This is a genomic window from Telluria sp. ZT3P25, assembly GCF_059685895.1.
Genome location: NZ_JCASIJ010000001.1, coordinates 2073292 through 2092937 on the forward strand (window position 1 = coordinate 2073292; position 19646 = coordinate 2092937).

A 19646-nucleotide genomic window follows, 5' to 3' on the forward strand; every position below is an offset into this window, starting at 1 on the left:
TGGCGTCAGTGTAAGCAAAAATCCACATTACAAAGCGATGCAAAGCACATAAAAGAATTTACAGTTGCCGCAAAACAACACATTTATTCGATTCGATCGAGTGCCGCTGAATCAGGCTCGAATTTGCTTAAAGTGATAAAATATTTCCCTTGCACAATAAAGATAATCAAAGAACAATGTCTTTGATGCTTACTCTTTCATGACCGATCTCGCCGATATCGCCCAATGGCGCTTCCGTATTTTTGCCTCCCTCATGTCGACCTTGCGGGTGTTGGCAATCATCGGCGTGGTGCCCAGCGCGGCGCTGGCTGTGTATCGGGGCGCGCTCGCCGTTGCACTGATGGATGCAGTCGCACTGGCCTGGATACTCGTCATATGCCGCGTCAAAAAGCTCGACTACAAGTGGCGTGCCCTTAATTACCTGGTCATGCTGTTCAGCGCCGCGGTATGCACGATGATGACCGTCGGGCCCCTGGGGTTGTTGTACCTTCTGGCGGCGCCGGTCATGTCGGTCATTTTATTGGGCGTGCGCGCGGGGCTGGTCATGGTGGCCCTCGGTGCGGCATCCATGATGGTGCTCGGACTCACCGGCTACAGCCATTTCCCGATAGACAACGCCGATGCCAATTCGTTTGGCACCGTTGCGATCTTTACATTGAACTATGCCTGCGTGGGTGCATTCATCACGCTCACATGCGGCAAGCTATTAAAAGGATTGTCTGCATCGCTGGACGGCCAGCGCTTCGTGGCCGAGGCCCTGGCCGAGCGGCAGGCGGCCTTGAGTGCCTCGAACGACGATTTGCGCCTGACCTCCGCAGCATTGGCCGGACTGAACGATATGGTCTTGATCGCCAAAGTTGCCCCCGAGGGAAGCCCGAAGCACCCGGTCATTTTTGCCAATGCAGCGTTCGAGCGCCGCAGTGGTTACCGTTCAGATGAGATCATCGGGCGCAGCCTGCGCGTACTGCACGGGCGCGATACGGACATGGCGGTCGCCAACAAAATCGCTGAAGCGATGGCCCGCCAGGAGCCGGTCGCGGGCGAACTCCTCCACTACACCAAGTTCGGCGAGCCGTGCTGGATCGAAGTGGAGATGGTGCCATTCGCCAATCAGAGCCGGGAGGTCACCCACTGGGTCGCCGTGGGTCGCGACATTACCGAGCGGCGTCGCTCGGCCGATGCCATCCACCAGCTGGCATTTTTCGACGTACTGACTGGCTTGCCGAACCGGCGCCTGCTGATGGAACGGCTGGATCTGATGGTAGCGCGCATGCATGCGGGCGACGGCATGGGCGCGGTGCTCTACATTGACCTGGACAATTTCAAGCACGTCAACGACGCCCGCGGCCATGCGACCGGTGACGCCGTTCTGCGCCATATCGCCGCATGCCTGTCACGTGCCGTACACCCCAAGGATACGGTGGCGCGCCTCGGTGGCGACGAATTTGTCGTGCTGGCCGAACATCTGGACTGCATGAGCGGCAGTGCCACCAATGCCGCCCTGGCGCTTGCCGGCAGGGTACGCGCGGCCATGACCGAAGGCGTCCTCATCGACGGCCAGTTGTATCAGCTCACTGGCAGTATCGGTATCGCCCTGCCAACGAGGCCAGGCCATACAGTGCCGGATCTGCTGCGCGAAGCGGATACGGCGATGTATCACGCCAAGGACAACGGGCGTGATGGCGTGGCACTGTTCGAGCCTGGCATGCTGGCCGACGCCGAGAACAAACTGATCCTGGAGCGCGACCTCGCCCATGCGATCGTCAACGATGAACTGGCATTGCATCTGCAACTACAGGTAGACCACGATGGGACGCCCATCGGGGCCGAGGCCCTGCTGCGCTGGCGTCGGGCGGACGGTGCGCTGGTGCCGCCGGACGTGTTCATCCCGGTGGCCGAAGCATCCGGCCAGATCGTGGCGCTCGGCGCCTGGGTGTTACGCCAGGCCTGTCTGACCTGGTGCGAGCTTGACCGGGTGGGCCACGCACTGCCGCTGTCGATCAACATCAGCCCGCGCCAGTTCCGGGAGCCGGATTTCGTGTCACAAGTAAAGGCGATCATCGGCGCCTCCGATGTACCGCCACAGCAGTTGATCTTCGAAGTGACCGAAGGCCTGCTGGTCGACGATCTGGACCTGACGATTGCACGCATGAACGAGCTGGCGCAGTTCGGCATCCGCTTCTCAATCGACGATTTCGGGACCGGTTATTCGAACCTGGCGTACCTGCGGCGCATGCCGCTGTATGAACTTAAAATCGACAAGAGTTTCATGCGCGACATGCCGCATGACATCAACGGCACCGCGATTGTCCAGTCAATCCTGGCCATGGCGGGCCATCTCAAGCTGCGCGTCGTTGCCGAAGGTATCGAAACGGCTGAACAGGCGCACTTCCTGACCGAGCATGGCGGCCCTTGCATGCAAGGCTACCTGTTCTGCCGGCCAATGGCGCTGGCCGATCTGATCGAACGCATGATGACTTCCCGGCAGGCCGTCGCCGGGCTGGAAGTCGTCGCCATCCCATAAAAAGTCATTGACGGGCCCGACCGTCAGCCGTCGACCCGCGCGGCCGCGGCCAGCGCAGCGTCTGCAATGGGCGTTTTGCTCTACACTGCCTATCGCCCCTCTGGACCAACCGCGCCGGCGCCTGCTTCGCACGCGCAGGCGACAGGTGCGCACCGTCTCAACAACCTGGCATCAATTCGCGAATGGAGATCTGGAAAACATGAATTCAAGAACGCTCGGCCTCGCCACCACTTTCTCGCTCACCCTGCTCGCGTTCGCCGCCGTCCCGACGGCCGCAAACGCCCAGGCCAGCGCAACCGCGACCGGTCTGCCTTTCGACGTCAAGCCGGTCGGCACATTCAACAACCCATGGGCGATGGCATTCCTGCCTGACGGCAAAGTGCTGGTGACGCAAAAGGAAGGGACGCTGGTCCTGTTCGATCCTGCAACCGGTAGCAAGAAGACCGTGTCCGGCACACCGACCGTCAGCAGCAAGGGCCAGGGTGCACTCATGGACATCGTGCCCGCTCCCGACTTCGCGGCCAGCAAGATGCTCTACTTCAGCTACTCGGAAGCGGGCAACGGTGCCGACACCCGGGTCATGCTCGCTAGAGGGACACTGGATCAGGCAGGCGGCGCACTCAAGGATACAAAGGTCATTTTCCGCGGCCAGGATGCGTCGACCGGCGGGCACTATTCGGGCCGGATCGGCTTTTCGCCGGATGGCAAGTACCTGTTCTTTACCAGTGGCGACCGCCAGCTGTTCGACCCGGCGCAGGACCCGAAATCAACGCTCGGCAAGGTGCTGCGCCTGAACCTCGACGGCACGCCAGCATCTGGCAACCCGCTCGCGACGAAGGGGTTCAACCCAGCCGTCTGGTCGTATGGCCACCGCAATCTGCTGGGCGTGGCATTCGACAGGCAGGGACGTTTGTGGGAAATGGAAATGGGTCCGCGCCATGGCGACGAGATTAACCTGATCAAGCCAGGCCTGAACTATGGCTGGCCGATCGCATCGAATGGCAGTCACTATGACGGCCGGGACATCCCCGACCACAGGCCTGGCGACGGCTTCGAAGCCCCGAAAGTGTTCTGGGATCCGGCCATCTCACCAGGCGGCCTTGCCTACTACGATGCGGACCTGTTCCCGAAGTGGAAAAATTCCCTCTTCATCACCGGCCTTTCGGGCAAGTCGCTGGACCGCATCGCTCTCGACGGCGAGAACGCGAAGAAGGTGGACCATTGGGACTTGGGCGAACGCATTCGCGCCGTTCGCACCGGTCCGGACGGCGCAGTATGGCTCCTGGAAGACGGTCCGCGCGGCAAGCTCCTGATGCTGACACCGAAAAAGTAAGCCAGCGGGCACTGCGTGAGCAGGCCTGCCCGCTTGGCCCTATGGGTTGTTCACGCAGGCCAGCGTGCCACCGGCAACCTGGCTGCGCACGCCGGCCGAGATCGCCGCAGCCAGCTTGGCCAGCGCGGCGCGGTGCCCGGCTACCAGTGCCTCGTAACCCGGTCCCACGTTTTCCTGGAACACGCTGCGGCACGTCTGCACCGAGCCGCCATCGACCTTGCGCACGTTCCACACCGCGTCGATCAGCGCGTAACTGCCCTCCTTCGACTCGAAGCGCTGGACGTTCGCGCCGATGCGGTACAGCGTGCTGCCAGTAGGCGCCGGATTGCGGTACACATCCACACCGCCCAGATCGGCCGCGATCCCCAGTGACAACCCGGTAGTGATTTCATCGGCCAGCGGACCGGCCCAGCGGTGGTGCTCCATCAGCTCGATCTTGCCAGCCTCGCCCGCCACCATCAGCTGGGGCCGGCGCACCTGCGCCGGAATCGTCACCGGGCGCATCTCGAAGAACAGCGGCGCGCTGGCCGCCGTCGACGGCACGACCGTGGCGGCGCCGCCGCTGAGCGTGTAGAACTTGTCGGTCGGCGTACTCGAGCAGCCTGCCAGCAGCAACGGGGCTGCCAGCGCCGCACCAGCCAGTGCGCGGCGCGCTTGGATAAACAGCGTCATTCCTTCTTCTCCTGAGGTTTGCCGCGGATGAGCGACTGCGGGTTGCGTTCGAGGTAATCGGCCAGCGCATCGATCTTGGCCATCGTGTCGGTCACCGACTGCAGCGCCTTGCGCAGGTCGGACTGCAGCGGCGCATCCTGTGCCAGCACGCTCTCGGCGCTGGCGAACGTGGCCTTGGCGGCATTGAGCGTCTGCTGCATTTCAGGCAGCACCTTGCCATCGATCCGTGCCAGTGTCGCATTCGCCTGCTTCAGCGTCAGGTTCAGGTTCACGCCAATCTCGTCGAACGGGATCTTGTCGAGTTTGCCTGCGATGCGCGAAATCTGGCTTTGCAGCTCATCGAGCTGGCCTGGCACTGTCGGCAACACCAGCAGGTCGCCCTGCGCAGCGATCGTTGCCTTGCGCGCGTTCGGGAAGAAGTCCAGCGCAATATACAGCTGGCCCGTCAACAGGTTACCGTTGCGCAGCTGCGCGCGCAGGCCGCGGCCCACCATCGCGGTCAACGCGCGCAGGCCGCCGTCTTCACGCTCCATCGCCGCCATGAAGCCTTTGCCAAGACGGCCGGGATACAGGTCGACCGTGATCGGCATGGTGAATTTCTGGCGTTCGCGATCGAATTCGATGCCGACGGCGCGTACTTCGCCCAGCGCGACGCCACGGAAGTCGACGACAGCGCCCGGCGACAGTCCGCGCAGCGACTGGTCGAAGTACACCACGGCCGTGACGGCCGGCCCATCGGGCGGGCGCAGCGCGGCGCTGCGGTCTTCGGACAGCAGGAAGCGGGTGCCGGCCGGCGCCGGCGTCACCGGCTTGCGGTCGTCGGCCGATTCGAAGGCGATGCCGCCGGTGGCCAGCGCCGCCAGCGATTGGGTATTGAGTTTCAGGCCGCTCGCATCGAGGCGCAAATCGACGCCGCTGGCATGCCACCAGCGCGAATCCGGCCCCACGAGGCCGATATAGGGTTGCTCGACGAAGACCGACATGTCGATACCACGCCCGGCCTTGTCCAGCGCCACCGATGCCACCTGCCCCACGCGCACGCGCTTGAAGTAGACGGGTGAACCGGGCGCCACCGAACCGAGCGTCTCGCCATGCAGCTTGTATTCGCGGCCTTTCAGGCCAATCGGGATCGGCGGCGCCGTTTCCAGGCCCGTAAAACTGTTGGTCGTGTCTTCTTTCACGCCGGGCGCCGCGCCAATATACGGACCGGACAGCAGCGTGCCCAGGCCCGAAACGCCGCTGGCGCCGATCTGCGGCTTCACGACCCAGAAGCGCGAGTCGATGGCGGTAAAGCGGTCGGCCTCCTTGGCCATCTCGATCTTGGCCACGACACGGTTGCCGTCTTCGCCCAGCGTCACCGAGACAACGCGGCCGATGTCGACGTCCTTGTACTTGACCTTGGTCTGGCCCGCCTCGAGCCCTTCACCGCTGGAGAAATACACGTAGACGGTCGAACCCTTGTTGGTGACCCAGCTGACCACCTGCCAGGCGCCAATCAGCGCCGCGAGCACGGGAATCATCCAGATCAGCGATGGCAGCCAGCGGCTCGGGCGGTCGATGGCGGGCGAGGCCGCCAGCGGCGCCGATGGGCCCACGGGCGGGTCCGGTGGAGTCGGCGGGGTCGGCGGCGGGTTGGCCGATGGTGTTGCGCTGTCCTGCTCAGACATGTGGTTCTCCGTTCGATTCAATAGGGTCCCAGATCAGGCGCGGGTCGAACTGGTGGGACGCGACCATCGTCACGATCACCACGCAGCCAAACGCGATCGCGCCCGGTCCGGCCGTGATCACCACCAGCGCATCGAAGCGCACCAGCGCGACGGTCAGGGCAACCACGAAAATATCCAGCATCGACCAGCGGCCGACGAATTCAATGGCGCGGTACGCGCGCGTGCGCGCCATCGGCGCCGTGCGCGAGCGCGCCTGGGCGGTGGCGTTGAGCCAGGCCAGCGCGGCGAGCTTGGACACCGGCACCACGATACTCGCAATGAAGATGATGATCGCCAGGCCCTTCGAACCGGTATTCCAGAACAGCACGACACCGCTCATGATCGTGTCGCCTTCCGTCCCCCCGATCGAGCGGGTATACATCACGGGCAGCATATTGGCGGGAATATAGAGCAGCGTAGCAGCCAGCAGCATGGCCCAGGTCCAGCCGACGCTATTGGGAATCCGGCGATGCAGCGCCGCGCTGCAGCGGGCGCAGCGATCGGTACCGTCGCGCGACGGGCAGGTGTGGTTCACCAGGCCACAGGCGCTGCACGAGACCAGCACCGAATCGGCTTCGGGAATCGTCGTGGTCTGGCGCGCCGGGTCGGATTTGCGCAGCGGCGCCAGGCGATCGGCCAGGGCCCACAGCGCTTTGGGTTCGTAGCGCATGACCAGCGCGCACAGGATCGTGAGTATGCCAAAGGCGAACAGCGCCGGATGCGGCTCCACGCGCGCCAGGCTGGTCATCTTGATCACGGTGATCAGGATGCCGATCATGAGCACTTCGGTCATCGCCCAGTGGCGCGCGCCCCGCACCGTGCGCAGCACGAGATTGAAACCGGGCACGCGCACGCCCCGGGTCAGGCCCAGCGCCACATAGAACAGGGAACCGAGTTCGATGCCTGGAAAGATGATGGCGCAAAAAAAGACCATGGCCGCAATGACCTGGTCTCCCGCGCCCCACAGCACGGCCACCGCCTGGTACAGCGTGGCGCCCGAGAGCATGCCGCCCATTTCGAGCGTGACGATGGGGAACCACTGCGCCAGCAGGAACACGAACACGGCGCCCAGCGTCAGCGCAGCCAGCACCTCGGCCTGGCGCGCCGGGCTATCCTTGTGCCAGCGGTACAACTCGTGCTGGCAGCGGCTGCAGCTGGCACGCTCGCAGGCGGCCAGCGGCCGCCAGTGATACAGGCTGCCACAGTCATGACACGCGACCAGTTGATCCGTTTTCACCCACTCCCCTTACACCAGTGCTTTCACACTAGGTATTATGACCGAGAGCAACTGAACGTGCAGTTCAAACGTGAGCGCAGTACCGATCAGAAGCGGACCTTGACGTAGGCCGATGGGCCGGTCAGCTTGAGGTCGATATCGGCGGTACGGTCGCCATTGCGGTGCAGGTCGATTTTCTGGATGCCGTAGTCCAGGACCAGGCCGATGTTCTTGTGCGGGAAGTATTCCACGCCAAGCGCACCGTTGTAGATATGACCTTCGACGTTGCCGCCGTTTTTCTTCACGCCCGAGGCTTCTGCATAGAAGCGCACCTGATCGTTCAGCGCATGGCGCCATGCCAGTTCGACGGTCGGGGCCCAGACGCTTTCGCTGGCCGATGCCGAGCCGCTCCACGTGTAGTTTTCCACTGGCGCGGTCGAGCTGACATTGGCCGTTGCCGAACCGGAAATCTTCGCGCGCAGGTGAGCCGCGCCCAAGCCGACGCCGAAGACGTTCTTTTCCTTGCCGAACCACATTTTGTACGACAGGCGCGCCAGCTCGATGCGCAGGTTGGCGTCGGCGCGCAGCGCGCCACTGACCGGACGACCCTCGTACACGGTGTCGCCCTTCAGGTCGGCGCCATAACCTTCGTCGAAGCGGAAGTAATCGAACGAGATGCCATGGCTGTCGCCGATCAGGACTTCGCCCTTGACGCGTGGCAGCGTGACGTCGCTGATCTCCTGGTCCGGGGTATCGACGCGACCGTAGCGGGTATCGCCGCCCAGGTGAATTTCAGGCTCGGCGTAGAACGCGCCGGCCGAGATGCTGACGCGGTCGAGCGCTGGCGACTGCTGCGCCTGCGCCATGCCTGCTGCGGCGGCGCCCAGCAGAATGGCGCCCTTGAGTGCGCGAACGAGGGTGGTGTGGATGGACGGGGCAGCAGTGCGTGGTGCAGGGCGGGACATGGATTCTCCGGATAATCAATTGATAGAAGTGCCCGCCAGACTGAGTCTCGACGCGGCAACAATTAATTATCGCAAGATGTTAGTTTGCCAACCCGCACGATTGAAATGACTTTGTGGTCATTAAGCCACACGGCGATTTCATGGCATGCAGGTTGCATACATGTGACATCCGCCCCGCGTCATTACACGAACGCACCCGATGCTATGCAAGGCATGGTTTATCATCCAGAAACATTAACCTTTTCACAAACGCAGCCAATGAAGCAATTTACCCTTCCGCAGAATTCCTTTCTGCTCCTGCTCACGATCGTCACAATCGCGTTCCTCTGGATCCTGTTGCCGTACTCCGGCGCCGTGTTCTGGGGCGTGGTGTTCGCCATCATCTTCGCGCCGTTGCAGTCAAGGCTGCTGCGTGCGACCAAGGGCAAGCCAACCGTCGCCGCCCTGCTCTCGCTGCTGGTCATCGTCCTGATGGTGCTGCTGCCGCTGGCAATGATCACGGCGTCACTGGTCGATCAGGTCGCCGGCATCTACACGATGGTCAGCAGCGGCCAGATCGATTTCGCCGGCTACTTCCAGATCTTGATGCGCGCCTTGCCGAACTGGGCCATTTCGATCCTCGAACGGTTCGAACTGACCAACCTGGCGTCGCTACAGACCAAGATCACCGAATTTGCAGCGCAGATCAGCCAGGCAGCCGCCACGTATGCGCTCAATATCGGACGCAACACGCTCGACTTCGTCGTCAGCATGACGATCATGCTGTACCTGTTGTTCTTCCTGCTGCGCGACGGCCGCATCCTGGCGGCGCGCATCCAGCGCGCCGTGCCACTGAGTGTCGAATACAAAAGCCGCCTGTTCCAGAACTTCACGACGGTGATCCGCGCGACGGTCAAAGGCAATGTGCTGGTGGCAGTCGCGCAAGGCGCATTGGGCGGCCTGATCTTCTGGATGCTCGACGTGTCCGGCCCGCTGCTGTGGGGCGTGGTGATGGCGTTCCTGTCGCTGCTGCCGGCCATCGGGGCGGCACTGGTGTGGGGACCGGTAGCGATCTATTTCCTGGTGACGGGCGATATCTGGCAGGGCGTGGTGCTGGCCGCGTATGGCGTGCTGGTCATCGGTCTGGTCGACAATATCCTGCGTCCGATTCTGGTCGGCAAGGATACCAAGCTGCCTGACTACGTGATCCTGCTCTCCACGCTGGGCGGTATGGCGCTGTTCGGCCTGAACGGCTTCGTGATCGGGCCGGTGATTGCCGCCCTGTTCATTGCAGCGTGGGATCTGTTCTGCCGCTCGGACGAGTTCCAGGAAGAGTAACAGTAAGGGTAAGATACGCGCTTTGCCCCGGCCAGCGTCACGTTGGCCGGGGTGTTGTCGCAACCCGATTCAACGAGACACTCAATGCTTACTACCCTGCTCGACTGGTTCCTCCACCTGGACCGCCACCTCGCCGTACTGGCTGCCGAATATCAGCTGCTCGTCTACGTGCTGCTGTTTGCCGTGATCTTCGTTGAAACGGGCGTGGTGGTGATGCCCTTCCTGCCCGGCGACTCGCTGCTGTTCGTCACCGGCGCGCTGGCGGCCAAAGGCATGCTGTCGCTGGAAATCCTTATCCCGCTGCTGATCGTTGCAGCCGTCACTGGCGACATCGTCAACTTTGCCATTGGCAGTGCGTTTCGTGAACGGGTCAAGCGCGGCTACCGGTTCCGTCTCATCAAGGACGAGCATATCGCGCACACCGAACGCTTCTTCGAGCGTCATGGCCCCAAGACCATCGTGCTGGCGCGTTATGTGCCGATCGTCCGGACACTGGCGCCGTTCGTCGCGGCGCTGGGCAGCATGCGTTACGCCACCTTCCTTGCGTACAACGTTGCTGGCGGAACCTTGTGGGTGGTATCGCTGACGATTGCCGGCTATATCTTTGGCAATATCGAATGGGTCAACAACAATCTGACTGCCGTCATCATGGGCATCATCGTGCTGTCGCTGGTGCCGGGCATCGTGGCCTGGCTGCTGGAACGACAGCGCGGCCGCCGCGCCTGATCTGGCGGCGCCTGCGACCTGCTACAGGGCCTGACTGCAAGGACTCAGGCGGCGCAGACCGCAACCGGCAATGCGAGCGAGACGGTAGTGCCCATCCCTGGCCCCGCACTGCGCACGTAGATCGAACCGCCATGGGCTTCGCACACGCCCTTTGCGATCGTCAGTCCTAGCCCCGCACCGACGGGTGCCCGCCCCGGTGCCAGCGCGCGGCGCTCGAATGGCTCGAAAATATGTTGCAAGTCCTCGGCGGCGATGCCTGCTCCGCAGTCGATCACCTCGGCACGCAGCACATTGCCTTCGATAAATACACGCAAGCAAATCTCTTCGCCGTCCGGCGTGAAGGCACTTGCATTGCACAAGACGTTGCCAAGCGCTTGCGCCACCCGTTCCGGATCGCACATCAGCTCGGCGTCGGCGTTGTCGACTTCCACGATCAGGCGCTGCTTGCGCGAACGGACCAGCGTTTCGACCGCGTCGAGCGAGAGGTTCACGATCTCGCGTTTCGTGCAGATGCGCGGCTCGACCGGCAGCGCGTGGACGCAATCGACGCGTGACGCGTCCAGCAGGTCGGCGATGAAACGTGCGAGCTGCCTCGTCTGCCGCTGAACGACGCCGGCCATTTTTGACACGACCGGGTCATTGTTGGCACGCTGCAGAAGGCCGGCGATACTCATGATTGGCGCCAACGGATTACGCAGTTCGTGCGCCAGCATGGCCAGAAATTCCTCGCGCGAATGGGCAGCATCCCGCTCCCGCTCTTGCAAGCGGCGCTGCTCGCTGATGTCAGTCAGGCAGCACAAGGCGCCAACGACTTCGCCACCGGCATGAAACACGGGCTTGGCGTGAATCACGATGCGGCGAGCCTGGCCATCCCGGCACACGGCGATCAGTTCGGTAGGGCACGGTGAGGCGCCACCAGCGGCAAGCGCGGCCGGACTGGATTTCTTGTCGAGCAACTGGCCATCCAGGGAACGCAGCGTCTCGAACCCATCCCACTGCATATCTTTCACCAGTGGACAGGCGTCGCCCCAGATCCGCCTGGCCGCAGCGTTGACGTGGACCAGTGCGCCCGTCGAAGAGCAACAATATGCCGGACACGGCATTTGCTCGATCGCCCATGCGTACGCTTCGGGCCAGCCATTGTCCAACTCGTTAAATTCGCCCTCGAGGGGCGTGTTTTCATTGTTCATGGTGCAAATGCGGAAAGAGCACCGCTATCAAAGTCTCAATCGACATTATCGAGGTTGCAACATTTGCACTACGTAGGAGACGCACTACCATTTTTGTCGGAGGTTGACGTGCCGGGATACCTGCATGCAAACGATCGTGTGGGAGAACGGGCACGGATTCTCACCACATGCAACCGGAAGCGGGCGTTGTTTTATATGAACAATCAGACTTTATTTCAATAAAGCAACTTTAATTACCGTAGTTTCAACGTACTATTTTTCGGTCGCCGCGGTATTTGACACGGACATGCGACACGGATACGCAAGACGCAAGACGCAGCCTCCCAGGCTGTATCAATTGCGGTGGCGCCTGGCTCGCGTATTCGCAAGTGCTGCTGGATTCGCTGCCAGTACGCAAAGGGGCAGATCGCGTTGGCGTGCATCGCACTACCGCTTTCCGCTGGCGTCACCGCTTCCTGCACTGGAGCAAACTCGACCGGCCCGCATTATTGAATGCATCGTCGAGGCCGACGAGACATTTCTGCTCGAATCACAAAAAGGATCGCGCACACTGGATCGGCCAGCGCGCCGCCATGGCGGCCATGCGACCAGGCGCGGTATCTCCCGCGAACTTGACTGTATCCTGGTCGCGCGTGATCGCGAAGGACGCACGGTCGATGCCGTCACCGGTCGTGGTGCGCTGACGGCAGCGCAACTCGGGCGCGACTTGTTGCCCAGGCTCGATCCCCGAGCGCTGCTGGTGAGCGACATCCATCGCGCCTACCGGGCGTTTGCACGCAAGCACAACATCGCGCATGCAGCGGTCAATCTGCGCGCAGGCGTGCGGGTCAGGCGTCTGGGCAACCGCGCCATCCACGTGCAGAACGTCAACGCTTATCACCAACGTTTCAAGGCCTGGCTACAGGGCTTTCGCGGCGTGGCGTCGCGCTATTTGCCGAATTACCTGGGCTGGCGCTGGGCGCTGGATGGTGCGAGGGTCAGGTCGCCAGAGCACTTGCTTCGGATTGCAATCAGGGTCATCAACAGATGACGCTGACTGCGCCTTGAATACCAGGTATTCATCAGGGCCATCAACAGATAACGCTGTCTCCGCGACGAAAAACGCCCTGCATCAGGCAGGGCGTTAAATCGGTGCCGGGAGTCGTCCCGGCCGTGCAATCAGTGTGACGCGATCAGTTCGACTTGGCGTGCGCTGCCAGGCGGCGCGCGACGGCTGGCGAGACGGCATCGGCGCCGCGGGTCATGCGATACAGCGCCCAGACATCGGCACTGCCAGTGGTGCGGGCTGCAGCGGTTGGAGCAGCCTTGACTTCACGCACGAAATCGAAGGCGGTGCTGACCAGGGCGGACAGTTGGGCAGCGAACGACGGGCGGAGGGACAAGGTGGTCATGATTTTCTTCCTGTGTGTTTGATCTGGTATGAAGCTAGTATGCGCTCTATCAGATAGAAATCAAATTGCGATCCATGATAGTCGTCATTCACAAATCAACTATCTCTGCATGCGATATTTGATCAATAACAGAAAATCAGGCGGTGCCAGCGCAATGCCGGCACCGCCCTTCAGCTGACGCAGGCGGTATCAGGCCCCGGCAAGCGCGAGGCGTCCGGTTGGCGCCTCCTGACTGCGCGCTGGCGCGGGTTGATGGGCTGCGCCTGGGCGAATGTCCGTCTTGAACACGCTGACCACATCGGCCAGATGCGCCGCCTGCTCCTGCATCGAGCCGGCCGCAGCGGCAGCTTGCTCCACCAGGGCGGCATTTTGCTGCGTCGCCTGGTCCATCTCGGTGATGGCAGCATTGACTTGCTCAATACCTGCGCTCTGCTCGTCGCTGGCATGCGAGATCTCGCTCATGATGCCGGTCACGAGCGAAATACTGTGCACGATATTGGTCATCGTCGTACCTGCATTGTCGACCAGGCCGGTACCGGCTTCGACTTTCTGCACCGAGTCGTCGATGAGGCCCTTGATTTCCTTGGCAGCAGCCGCCGAGCGATGCGCCAGGTTGCGCACTTCGCTGGCGACGACGGCAAAGCCACGGCCCTGTTCACCGGCACGCGCTGCTTCCACGGCTGCATTGAGCGCCAGGATATTGGTCTGGAAGGCGATGCTGTCGATGACGCTGATGATGTCGACGATCTTGCGCGACGATGCATTGATTTCGCTCATCGTGCCGACCACTTGTGCAATCACGGCGCCGCCCTGCCCGGCAATGCTGGCCGCTTCGGACGCCATCGTGTTGGCGCGGCGCGCGTTATCGGCGTTCTGGCGCACGGTCGACGTCAGTTCTTCCATCGACGAGGCGGTTTCTTCCAGCGAACCAGCCTGCTGCTCGGTACGGCGCGACAAGTCCAGGTTGCCCGCGGCGATTTCTGCCGATGCGGTCGCGATCGTTTCGGTGCCGGTGCGTACCTGGCTCACGATCCCGAGCAGGTTATCGTTCATTTTTTGCAGTGCTGCCATCAACTGACCGGTCTCGTCACGCGTTGTGACGGTGAATTGGCTGCCCAGGTCGCCCGACGACACGCGGTCGGCAACGTCCACTGCATCCTGGATCGGCCGCACGATCGAACGGGTGATGAAGATGCCGAAGATGATGCCGAGCACAATAGCCAGGCTCCCCAGGCCGATCAGCGTCATACGCGCCGTCGCATAGGCATCGGCCGCATCGGCCACGAATTTTTCTGCCGATTTGCGCTGTGCAGCTGCAAGCTTTTCGATCGATTCGAGATAGGCAAGGCTGGTCGGCTTCATCCGGGTTTCGAAGATGCGGCGTGCACCGTCGGCGTCGCCGGCGGCCTTGGCATCGAGCAGCGCCTTGCGTGCGTCCAGATACGGCGCCCGGGCGGTCACGACCTCCTGGAACTGTGCCTGCGACTTCGGGTTGCGCAAGCCAGCCTTGATTTCGTCCTGCAATGCGGAAGAGCGAACGGATCCCGCTGCGATGCGGTCGGTGATGATCTTGACCTGGTCTGGCTCGACGGTACGGTAGGCCATTTCCATCAGCGTGGTGTTGACTTCAATGATCTTGGACCACTCGGCCACGTTACGCTGGTTTTTCATGCTGGTATTGACCACACGATCGGTCGCATCGTTCATGTCGCCCATGCGACCGAGGGTAATGACGATCACGATCGCCATCAAGAGCAAGACGGCGGCGTAGCTGAACGCCAGGCGCGTGCCTATTTTTAAGTTTTTCATCAACGATTATCCGGAGAGGTATAGAAGAGGTGGGCGCCCTGCGAGTGGCTGGAACGACCAGCGGTAAGGATGCCCAAAAGAAATATCATCGCACATGTACACGTTCAATGTGTTGCACACGGCCAACATCTTCGGTCAATGGTCACGAATTAGCGCGTAGTGCGCGCATATACTTTTAACCTCAAACATGGTCGATTCGGCATGCATATGACGATGTGTCACTACCCTGCGTTGAGGACTCCGTCAGCTGCCTGCTACTGGCGTCATGGCACGGAAAATCTGGATGACTGCCGGCCCTAGCAGTACCACCAGCAGGGCCGGGAAAATGCAGAAGATCAGTGGAAACAGCAGCTTCGTTGCAATTTGCGCCGCCTTTTCTTCAACCAGCTGCCGCCGCCGTGTCCGCAGCTGCTCCGACTGCACCCGCAGCGCCGTGCCGACACTGGTACCGAAGCGTTCGGCCTGGATCAGCATCTTGACCAGCGCATCGACATCTTCCACGCCGGTGCGCAGCGCCAGGTTGCGCAGCGCCTTTTCCTTGGCGCTGCCGGCGCGCAGTTCAAGCGTCACCAGTTGCAATTCGTCGGCCAGCACCGGACTTTTCAGGCCGATCTCGTTGCCCACGCGCGCCAGCGCCGCATCCATGGCCAGGCCCGCTTCGACGCACACCGTCATCAGGTCGAGCGCATCGGGAAAGCCCTCGAAGATATCGCGCTGCCGGTTGGCGACGCGGCGTTTGAGAAGGAAGTCCGGCAGGTAGTAACCAATACTGGCCGCGCTCACCAGAAACAGGAAGGTCAGCGCCAGCGGCCGCGTGCTGTGATGCGGCAGCGCGATCCAGACCACCAGCGGCAAGCCGATCGTCAGTGCCGTCTTGGCGGCGTGGTACAGCCCGGGGGCCGACGGCGCGCGCCAGCCGGCGTTGATGAAGCGCAGCCGCAATGGCGACGATTCCCACCCTTCGGTGGGCACCGACAGCTTGGCCAGCGGCTCGGCGAAATCGGCCAGGCGCTCGCGCCAGCCGTCCCCGCGCCGGGTTTTCGGCACATCGCGTTCGTCAAGCGCCACCAGGCGCGCCTTGACGGGATCACGCGTCAGCAGCAGCAGGGCCGCCACCGCGACGCCGAACACCAGCACGAACATTGCAGCCAGCATCACTATTTTTGCCATGGTCATCGTGTCGTTCTTTCGTTACATCCGGATGCGCACGATCTTGCGGATCGCCAGCACGCCAAAGCCCATCATGCCCAGCGCGGCGCCGCTCAGCTGGCGCCCGATCGGGTCGTGTATGAGCACGCCCATCGTCTCGGGATTGGCCAGCGCCATCATGCCGCCGGCGCCAAACGGCAGCAGGCCCAGCACCCAGGCCGAGATGCGGCCCTCGGCAGACAGCACCCGCACCTGGCCGGCCAGCTTGTGGCGATCGCGGATGATGCTCGAAATCGACGTCAGCAATTCGGTCAGGTTGCCGCCGCTTTCGCGCTGGATCAGCACGGCCACGACGAAGTACTGCAAATCCATGCTCGGCACGCGCTGCGCCAGATTGTTCAGTGCATCGGCCATCGAGACGCCAAAATTGACTTCGTCGAACGCGGTCTTGAATTCTTCCCCCAGCGGCGCCGCCACTTCATCGGCCACAAGCTTCAGAGCCGTCGGAAACGCGTGGCCGGCGCGCATCGCCCGGCTCATCATGTCGAGCGCCTCGGGCAGCTGGCGCTCGAAACGCACCATGCGCGCATCGCGCGCACGCGTCAGGCGCAGCAGCGGCAGCCAGCCGGCAACGAGCATGCAGGCCAACATGCCCAGCAACGGCAAGCGCAGCAGCAACGCCGCCACGAGCCCGCCGAACGCACACGCTGCGCACACGGTCAGCAACGACGCCACCTTCTGCGCACTGCCCGCTTGCAGCAGCATGCGGTCCAGCCGGTACACGCCGGGCAGGCGCTGCAGCAGCAGTTCAAGGTCCGGGTTGTCGGACAGGCGCCGTTCCTTGACGATGGTGACATCGAGTTCGCGCATCTCGCGCCCGATCACGCTGCGCAGCCGGCGCGCGATGCGCTCGGCTTCCGGGTTGTTGTTCGCCTGCCAGGCCGCGTACACGCCCCATACCAGCAGCATGACAGCGGCAAACACCAGCAGGATGAACAGGAGGAAGGTGGTATCCATGCCGGAGGTCCTAGCGCGGCTCGAAGATGTGCGGGGCCAGGTTCACCCCGAACGTGCGCAGGCGCTCGGCGAAGTGCGGCCGCACGCCGGTGGCAGTGGCCTGCCCCATCACCGTGCCGTCATCGGCCACGCCGGTCTGGCGGAACGTGAAGATCTCCTGCATCGTGATGACGTCGCCCTCCATGCCCGTCACTTCCGTGATCGACAGCACCTTGCGCTTGCCGTCGGTCAGGCGCGAGACCTGGACGACGACACCCACGGCCGACGCGATCTGCTGGCGCATGGCCTTGGGTGGCAGGTTCGGCGCGGCCATGCTGATCATGTTTTCCAGGCGCGTGAGCGCTTCGCGCGGCGTGTTGGCGTGCAGGGTCGCCATCGAGCCTTCGTGACCGGTGTTCATTGCGCCCAGCATGTCCATCGCTTCTTCGCCGCGCACCTCACCCAGGATGATGCGGTCGGGGCGCATACGCAGTGCATTCTTGACCAGCGCGCGCTGGGTCACTTCGCCCTTGCCTTCGATGTTCGCAGGCCGCGTTTCCAGGCGCACCACGTGCGGCTGCTGCAGCTGCAGTTCGGCCGCGTCTTCGACCGTCACGATGCGCTCGTTGTGGTTGATGAAGCCCGAAATCACATTGAGCATCGTCGTCTTGCCCGACCCCGTGCCGCCCGAAATCACGATATTGACCTTGGCCTTGCCCAGGCCCTGCAGCACTTCGGCCATGTCGGCCGTCATGCTGCCGTAGGCGACCAGGTCGGCCAGGCGCAGCGGGTCGGCCGAGAAGCGCCGGATCGACATCACCGCGCCATCGATCGCCAGCGGCGGGATGATCGCATTCACGCGCGAGCCGTCCGGCAGGCGCGCATCGACCATCGGGCTCGACTCGTCGATGCGGCGACCCACGCGCGAGACGATCTTGTCGATGATCTTCATCAGGTGGGCTTCATCGGTGAAGGTCACGTCGGTCAGTTCGAGCTTGCCGCGCCGTTCGACGTAGACCTGCTTGTGCGTGTTGACCAGGATGTCCGAGACGGTCGGGTCTTCCAGCAGCGGCTCGAGCGGGCCGAAGCCCAGCATCTCGTTCTGGATGTCGCGCGTGAGCATCTTGCGCTCGGCGTCGTTGATGACAACCATCTCTTCTTCGAGCAGACGCTCGACCAAGAGACGCAGCTCTTGCCGGATCTGGTCACCGTTCAGGCGCTGCATGCTTTCCAGGTCAATGCGGTCGAGCAGCGCCTCGTGGATGCGGGCCTTGAGCTGGTGGTAGGCGCGGTTGTCGATCGGCCCGCCGCGCACGGCGGCGGCGCGCGGCGCCGGGCCGCCGGTGGTCACGCGCGTCGGCGCGCTTGGCGTCGTGCCGGTGCTACTGCTGAGGGCTGCGCCGCCGAGGCGTTCGCGCAGCGAAGCGGATGGGATCATGTTCATGTCGTTGGAATCCTTCACCAGTTCACGGGTCATACGTCAGTCTTGCGGCGCTTGAACAGACGCGCCATCACGCCGGCCGCCGCCTGTGGCGCGGCTTCGCCCGTCTGGCTGCGCGCCATCGTCATCAAGGCTGCGCTCAGCGGGCTCTCGGGCGCCAGGCGCGTGATCGGCACGCCCTGGTTGACCGACTTGGCCGCTGCGTCGTAGTGGTTCGGCATCGTGCGCAGGTGCGTCGTGTCGAACGCCTGCTCGAGGTCCTTGAGCTTGATGTCGCTGTTATTGTCGTGACGGTTCACGACGATTTCGACCTTGTCGTTGCCGTACTCCAGGTTGCGGAACACGTCGAGCAGGCGCTTGCCGTCGCGGATGTATGGCAGCGTCGTTTGCAGCACCGGGTAGATCGTGTCGGCATGGTCCAGCGCGCGGATCGTTACCGGATCCAGGCTGCGCGCGACGTCGAGCACGATGAAATCGTACTGGCGGCGCGCCAGCTTGATGATCGCGTCGATGTGCTCGGGCTTGACGTCACTGGCATGGGCCGGATCGGACGGCGCGGCCAGGACGCTGAAGTTGGGCGTCACGGCGACCATGCTCGACGACAAAAACGACGGGTCGAGCCGGTGGATCTGGGTCGCCACATCCGACAGCGTGGCCAGTGGCTTGCTGTCCGAGACGAACAGCGACGCGTCGCCGAACTGCAGGTTCATGTCGATCATCGCCACGCGTTTCGTGCCGCCGGCCGACAGCGCATACGCAAGGTTCGTGGCCAGGAAGGTCGCGCCGCTGCCGCCCTTGCAGGAAATGAAAGCCAGCACCCTGCCCTGCGCCGCGCCCTGGCTACCGAACTTTTCGGCGATGTGGTCGACGGCCTTGGCCAGGTCGGCTGCGGCGGGCACCGCCGGCAGCACTTCGCGTACGCCGGCGCGCATGGCGCGCAGCAAAAAGTCTTGCGACAGGTCGCCCGACAGCACGATGAACGCCATGCGCGGGAACAGGTGGCCGAGCCGCTCGAGCTGGTCGAGGTCACCCTCGTCGGCGCGCGGCTGGTCGACCACCAGCAGGTCGGGAATGGCGTCGTCGCTCATCGTCGACAGGCGCGCCGGGGTGCCGGCGATCATGTCGACTTCGTCGCTGCCCGGGCGAGCCCGCAATTGGCGCGACAGCTCGATCAGGTGGCGCTCGTCGCGCGAAAGGACTGCAATTTTCAT

15 protein-coding genes and 1 pseudogene are annotated in these 19646 nt (G+C 63.0%); 5 read left to right on the forward strand and 11 right to left on the reverse strand.

Going from position 1 to position 19646, the window contains the following annotated elements; genetic code table 11:
- The first annotated feature begins 199 nt into the window (after positions 1–199).
- Positions 200–2524, forward strand: a complete 2325-nt coding sequence (locus tag AC56LY_RS09310) for a putative bifunctional diguanylate cyclase/phosphodiesterase (RefSeq protein WP_499578581.1) — start codon at positions 200–202, stop codon at positions 2522–2524.
- A gap of 199 nt (positions 2525–2723) precedes the next feature.
- Positions 2724–3857 (forward strand): PQQ-dependent sugar dehydrogenase, encoded by a 1134-nt coding sequence (locus AC56LY_RS09315; protein ID WP_499578583.1) that lies wholly within the window; start codon positions 2724–2726, stop codon positions 3855–3857.
- A gap of 39 nt (positions 3858–3896) precedes the next feature.
- On the opposite strand, the gene AC56LY_RS09320 is transcribed toward AC56LY_RS09315, so the two are convergent.
- The 4 genes from AC56LY_RS09320 to AC56LY_RS09335 all read right to left on the reverse strand — a co-directional run bounded on the left by AC56LY_RS09320 (position 3897) and on the right by AC56LY_RS09335 (position 8416).
- A complete protein-coding gene (locus AC56LY_RS09320) occupies positions 3897–4529 on the reverse strand; it encodes a PqiC family protein (RefSeq protein WP_499578584.1) in 633 nt (210 codons plus the stop codon).
- Positions 4526–6196, reverse strand: coding sequence for a PqiB family protein (locus tag AC56LY_RS09325; RefSeq protein WP_499578586.1), 1671 nt, complete (start codon positions 6194–6196; stop codon positions 4526–4528). The genes AC56LY_RS09320 and AC56LY_RS09325 overlap by 4 nt, the downstream gene beginning before the upstream one ends.
- A complete protein-coding gene (locus AC56LY_RS09330) occupies positions 6189–7472 on the reverse strand; it encodes a paraquat-inducible protein A (RefSeq protein WP_499578588.1) in 1284 nt (427 codons plus the stop codon). The genes AC56LY_RS09325 and AC56LY_RS09330 overlap by 8 nt, the downstream gene beginning before the upstream one ends.
- An 86-nt stretch (positions 7473–7558) precedes the next feature.
- Positions 7559–8416 (reverse strand): hypothetical protein, encoded by an 858-nt coding sequence (locus tag AC56LY_RS09335; protein ID WP_499578591.1) that lies wholly within the window; start codon positions 8414–8416, stop codon positions 7559–7561.
- Positions 8417–8674: 258 nt separating this feature from the next.
- Between AC56LY_RS09335 and AC56LY_RS09340 the strand changes: the two genes are divergently transcribed.
- Positions 8675–9733 carry an AI-2E family transporter gene (locus tag AC56LY_RS09340; RefSeq protein WP_499578593.1) on the forward strand — a complete coding sequence of 353 codons (1059 nt, stop codon included), beginning with the start codon at positions 8675–8677 and terminating at the stop codon, positions 9731–9733.
- Between the two features lie 84 nt (positions 9734–9817).
- Positions 9818–10459 carry a VTT domain-containing protein gene (locus AC56LY_RS09345; RefSeq protein WP_499578595.1) on the forward strand — a complete coding sequence of 214 codons (642 nt, stop codon included), beginning with the start codon at positions 9818–9820 and terminating at the stop codon, positions 10457–10459.
- 44 nt (positions 10460–10503) lie between these two features.
- Here AC56LY_RS09345 and AC56LY_RS09350 read toward each other — a convergent pair whose 3' ends face one another.
- Positions 10504–11649 carry a PAS domain-containing sensor histidine kinase gene (locus AC56LY_RS09350; RefSeq protein WP_499578596.1) on the reverse strand — a complete coding sequence of 382 codons (1146 nt, stop codon included), beginning with the start codon at positions 11647–11649 and terminating at the stop codon, positions 10504–10506.
- 350 nt (positions 11650–11999) lie between these two features.
- Between AC56LY_RS09350 and AC56LY_RS09355 the strand changes: the two are divergent.
- Positions 12000–12679: pseudogene (locus AC56LY_RS09355) on the forward strand (IS1595 family transposase); the annotation flags it as partial.
- A 142-nt stretch (positions 12680–12821) separates the two neighbouring features.
- On the opposite strand, the gene AC56LY_RS09360 reads toward AC56LY_RS09355, so the two are convergent.
- The 6 genes from AC56LY_RS09360 to AC56LY_RS09385 form a co-directional block, all read right to left on the reverse strand.
- Positions 12822–13040 (reverse strand): hypothetical protein, encoded by a 219-nt coding sequence (locus AC56LY_RS09360; protein ID WP_499578598.1) that lies wholly within the window; start codon positions 13038–13040, stop codon positions 12822–12824.
- A 189-nt stretch (positions 13041–13229) separates the two neighbouring features.
- On the reverse strand, positions 13230–14849 hold the full coding sequence (locus AC56LY_RS09365; protein WP_499578600.1) for a methyl-accepting chemotaxis protein: 1620 nt from the start codon (positions 14847–14849) through the stop codon (positions 13230–13232).
- 243 nt (positions 14850–15092) lie between these two features.
- On the reverse strand, positions 15093–16025 hold the full coding sequence (locus AC56LY_RS09370) for a type II secretion system F family protein (protein WP_499578602.1): 933 nt from the start codon (positions 16023–16025) through the stop codon (positions 15093–15095).
- A gap of 15 nt (positions 16026–16040) precedes the next feature.
- The gene (locus AC56LY_RS09375) at positions 16041–17015 is read right to left on the reverse strand and encodes a type II secretion system F family protein (RefSeq protein ID WP_499578605.1); all 975 of its coding nucleotides are present in this window, start codon (positions 17013–17015) and stop codon (positions 16041–16043) included.
- Between the two features lie 10 nt (positions 17016–17025).
- Positions 17026–18471, reverse strand: a complete 1446-nt coding sequence (locus AC56LY_RS09380) for a TadA family conjugal transfer-associated ATPase (protein ID WP_499578607.1) — start codon at positions 18469–18471, stop codon at positions 17026–17028.
- Positions 18468–19646 (reverse strand): CpaE/TadZ family protein, encoded by a 1179-nt coding sequence (locus AC56LY_RS09385; RefSeq protein WP_499578609.1) that lies wholly within the window; start codon positions 19644–19646, stop codon positions 18468–18470. Before AC56LY_RS09385 ends, AC56LY_RS09380 begins: the two co-directional genes overlap by 4 nt.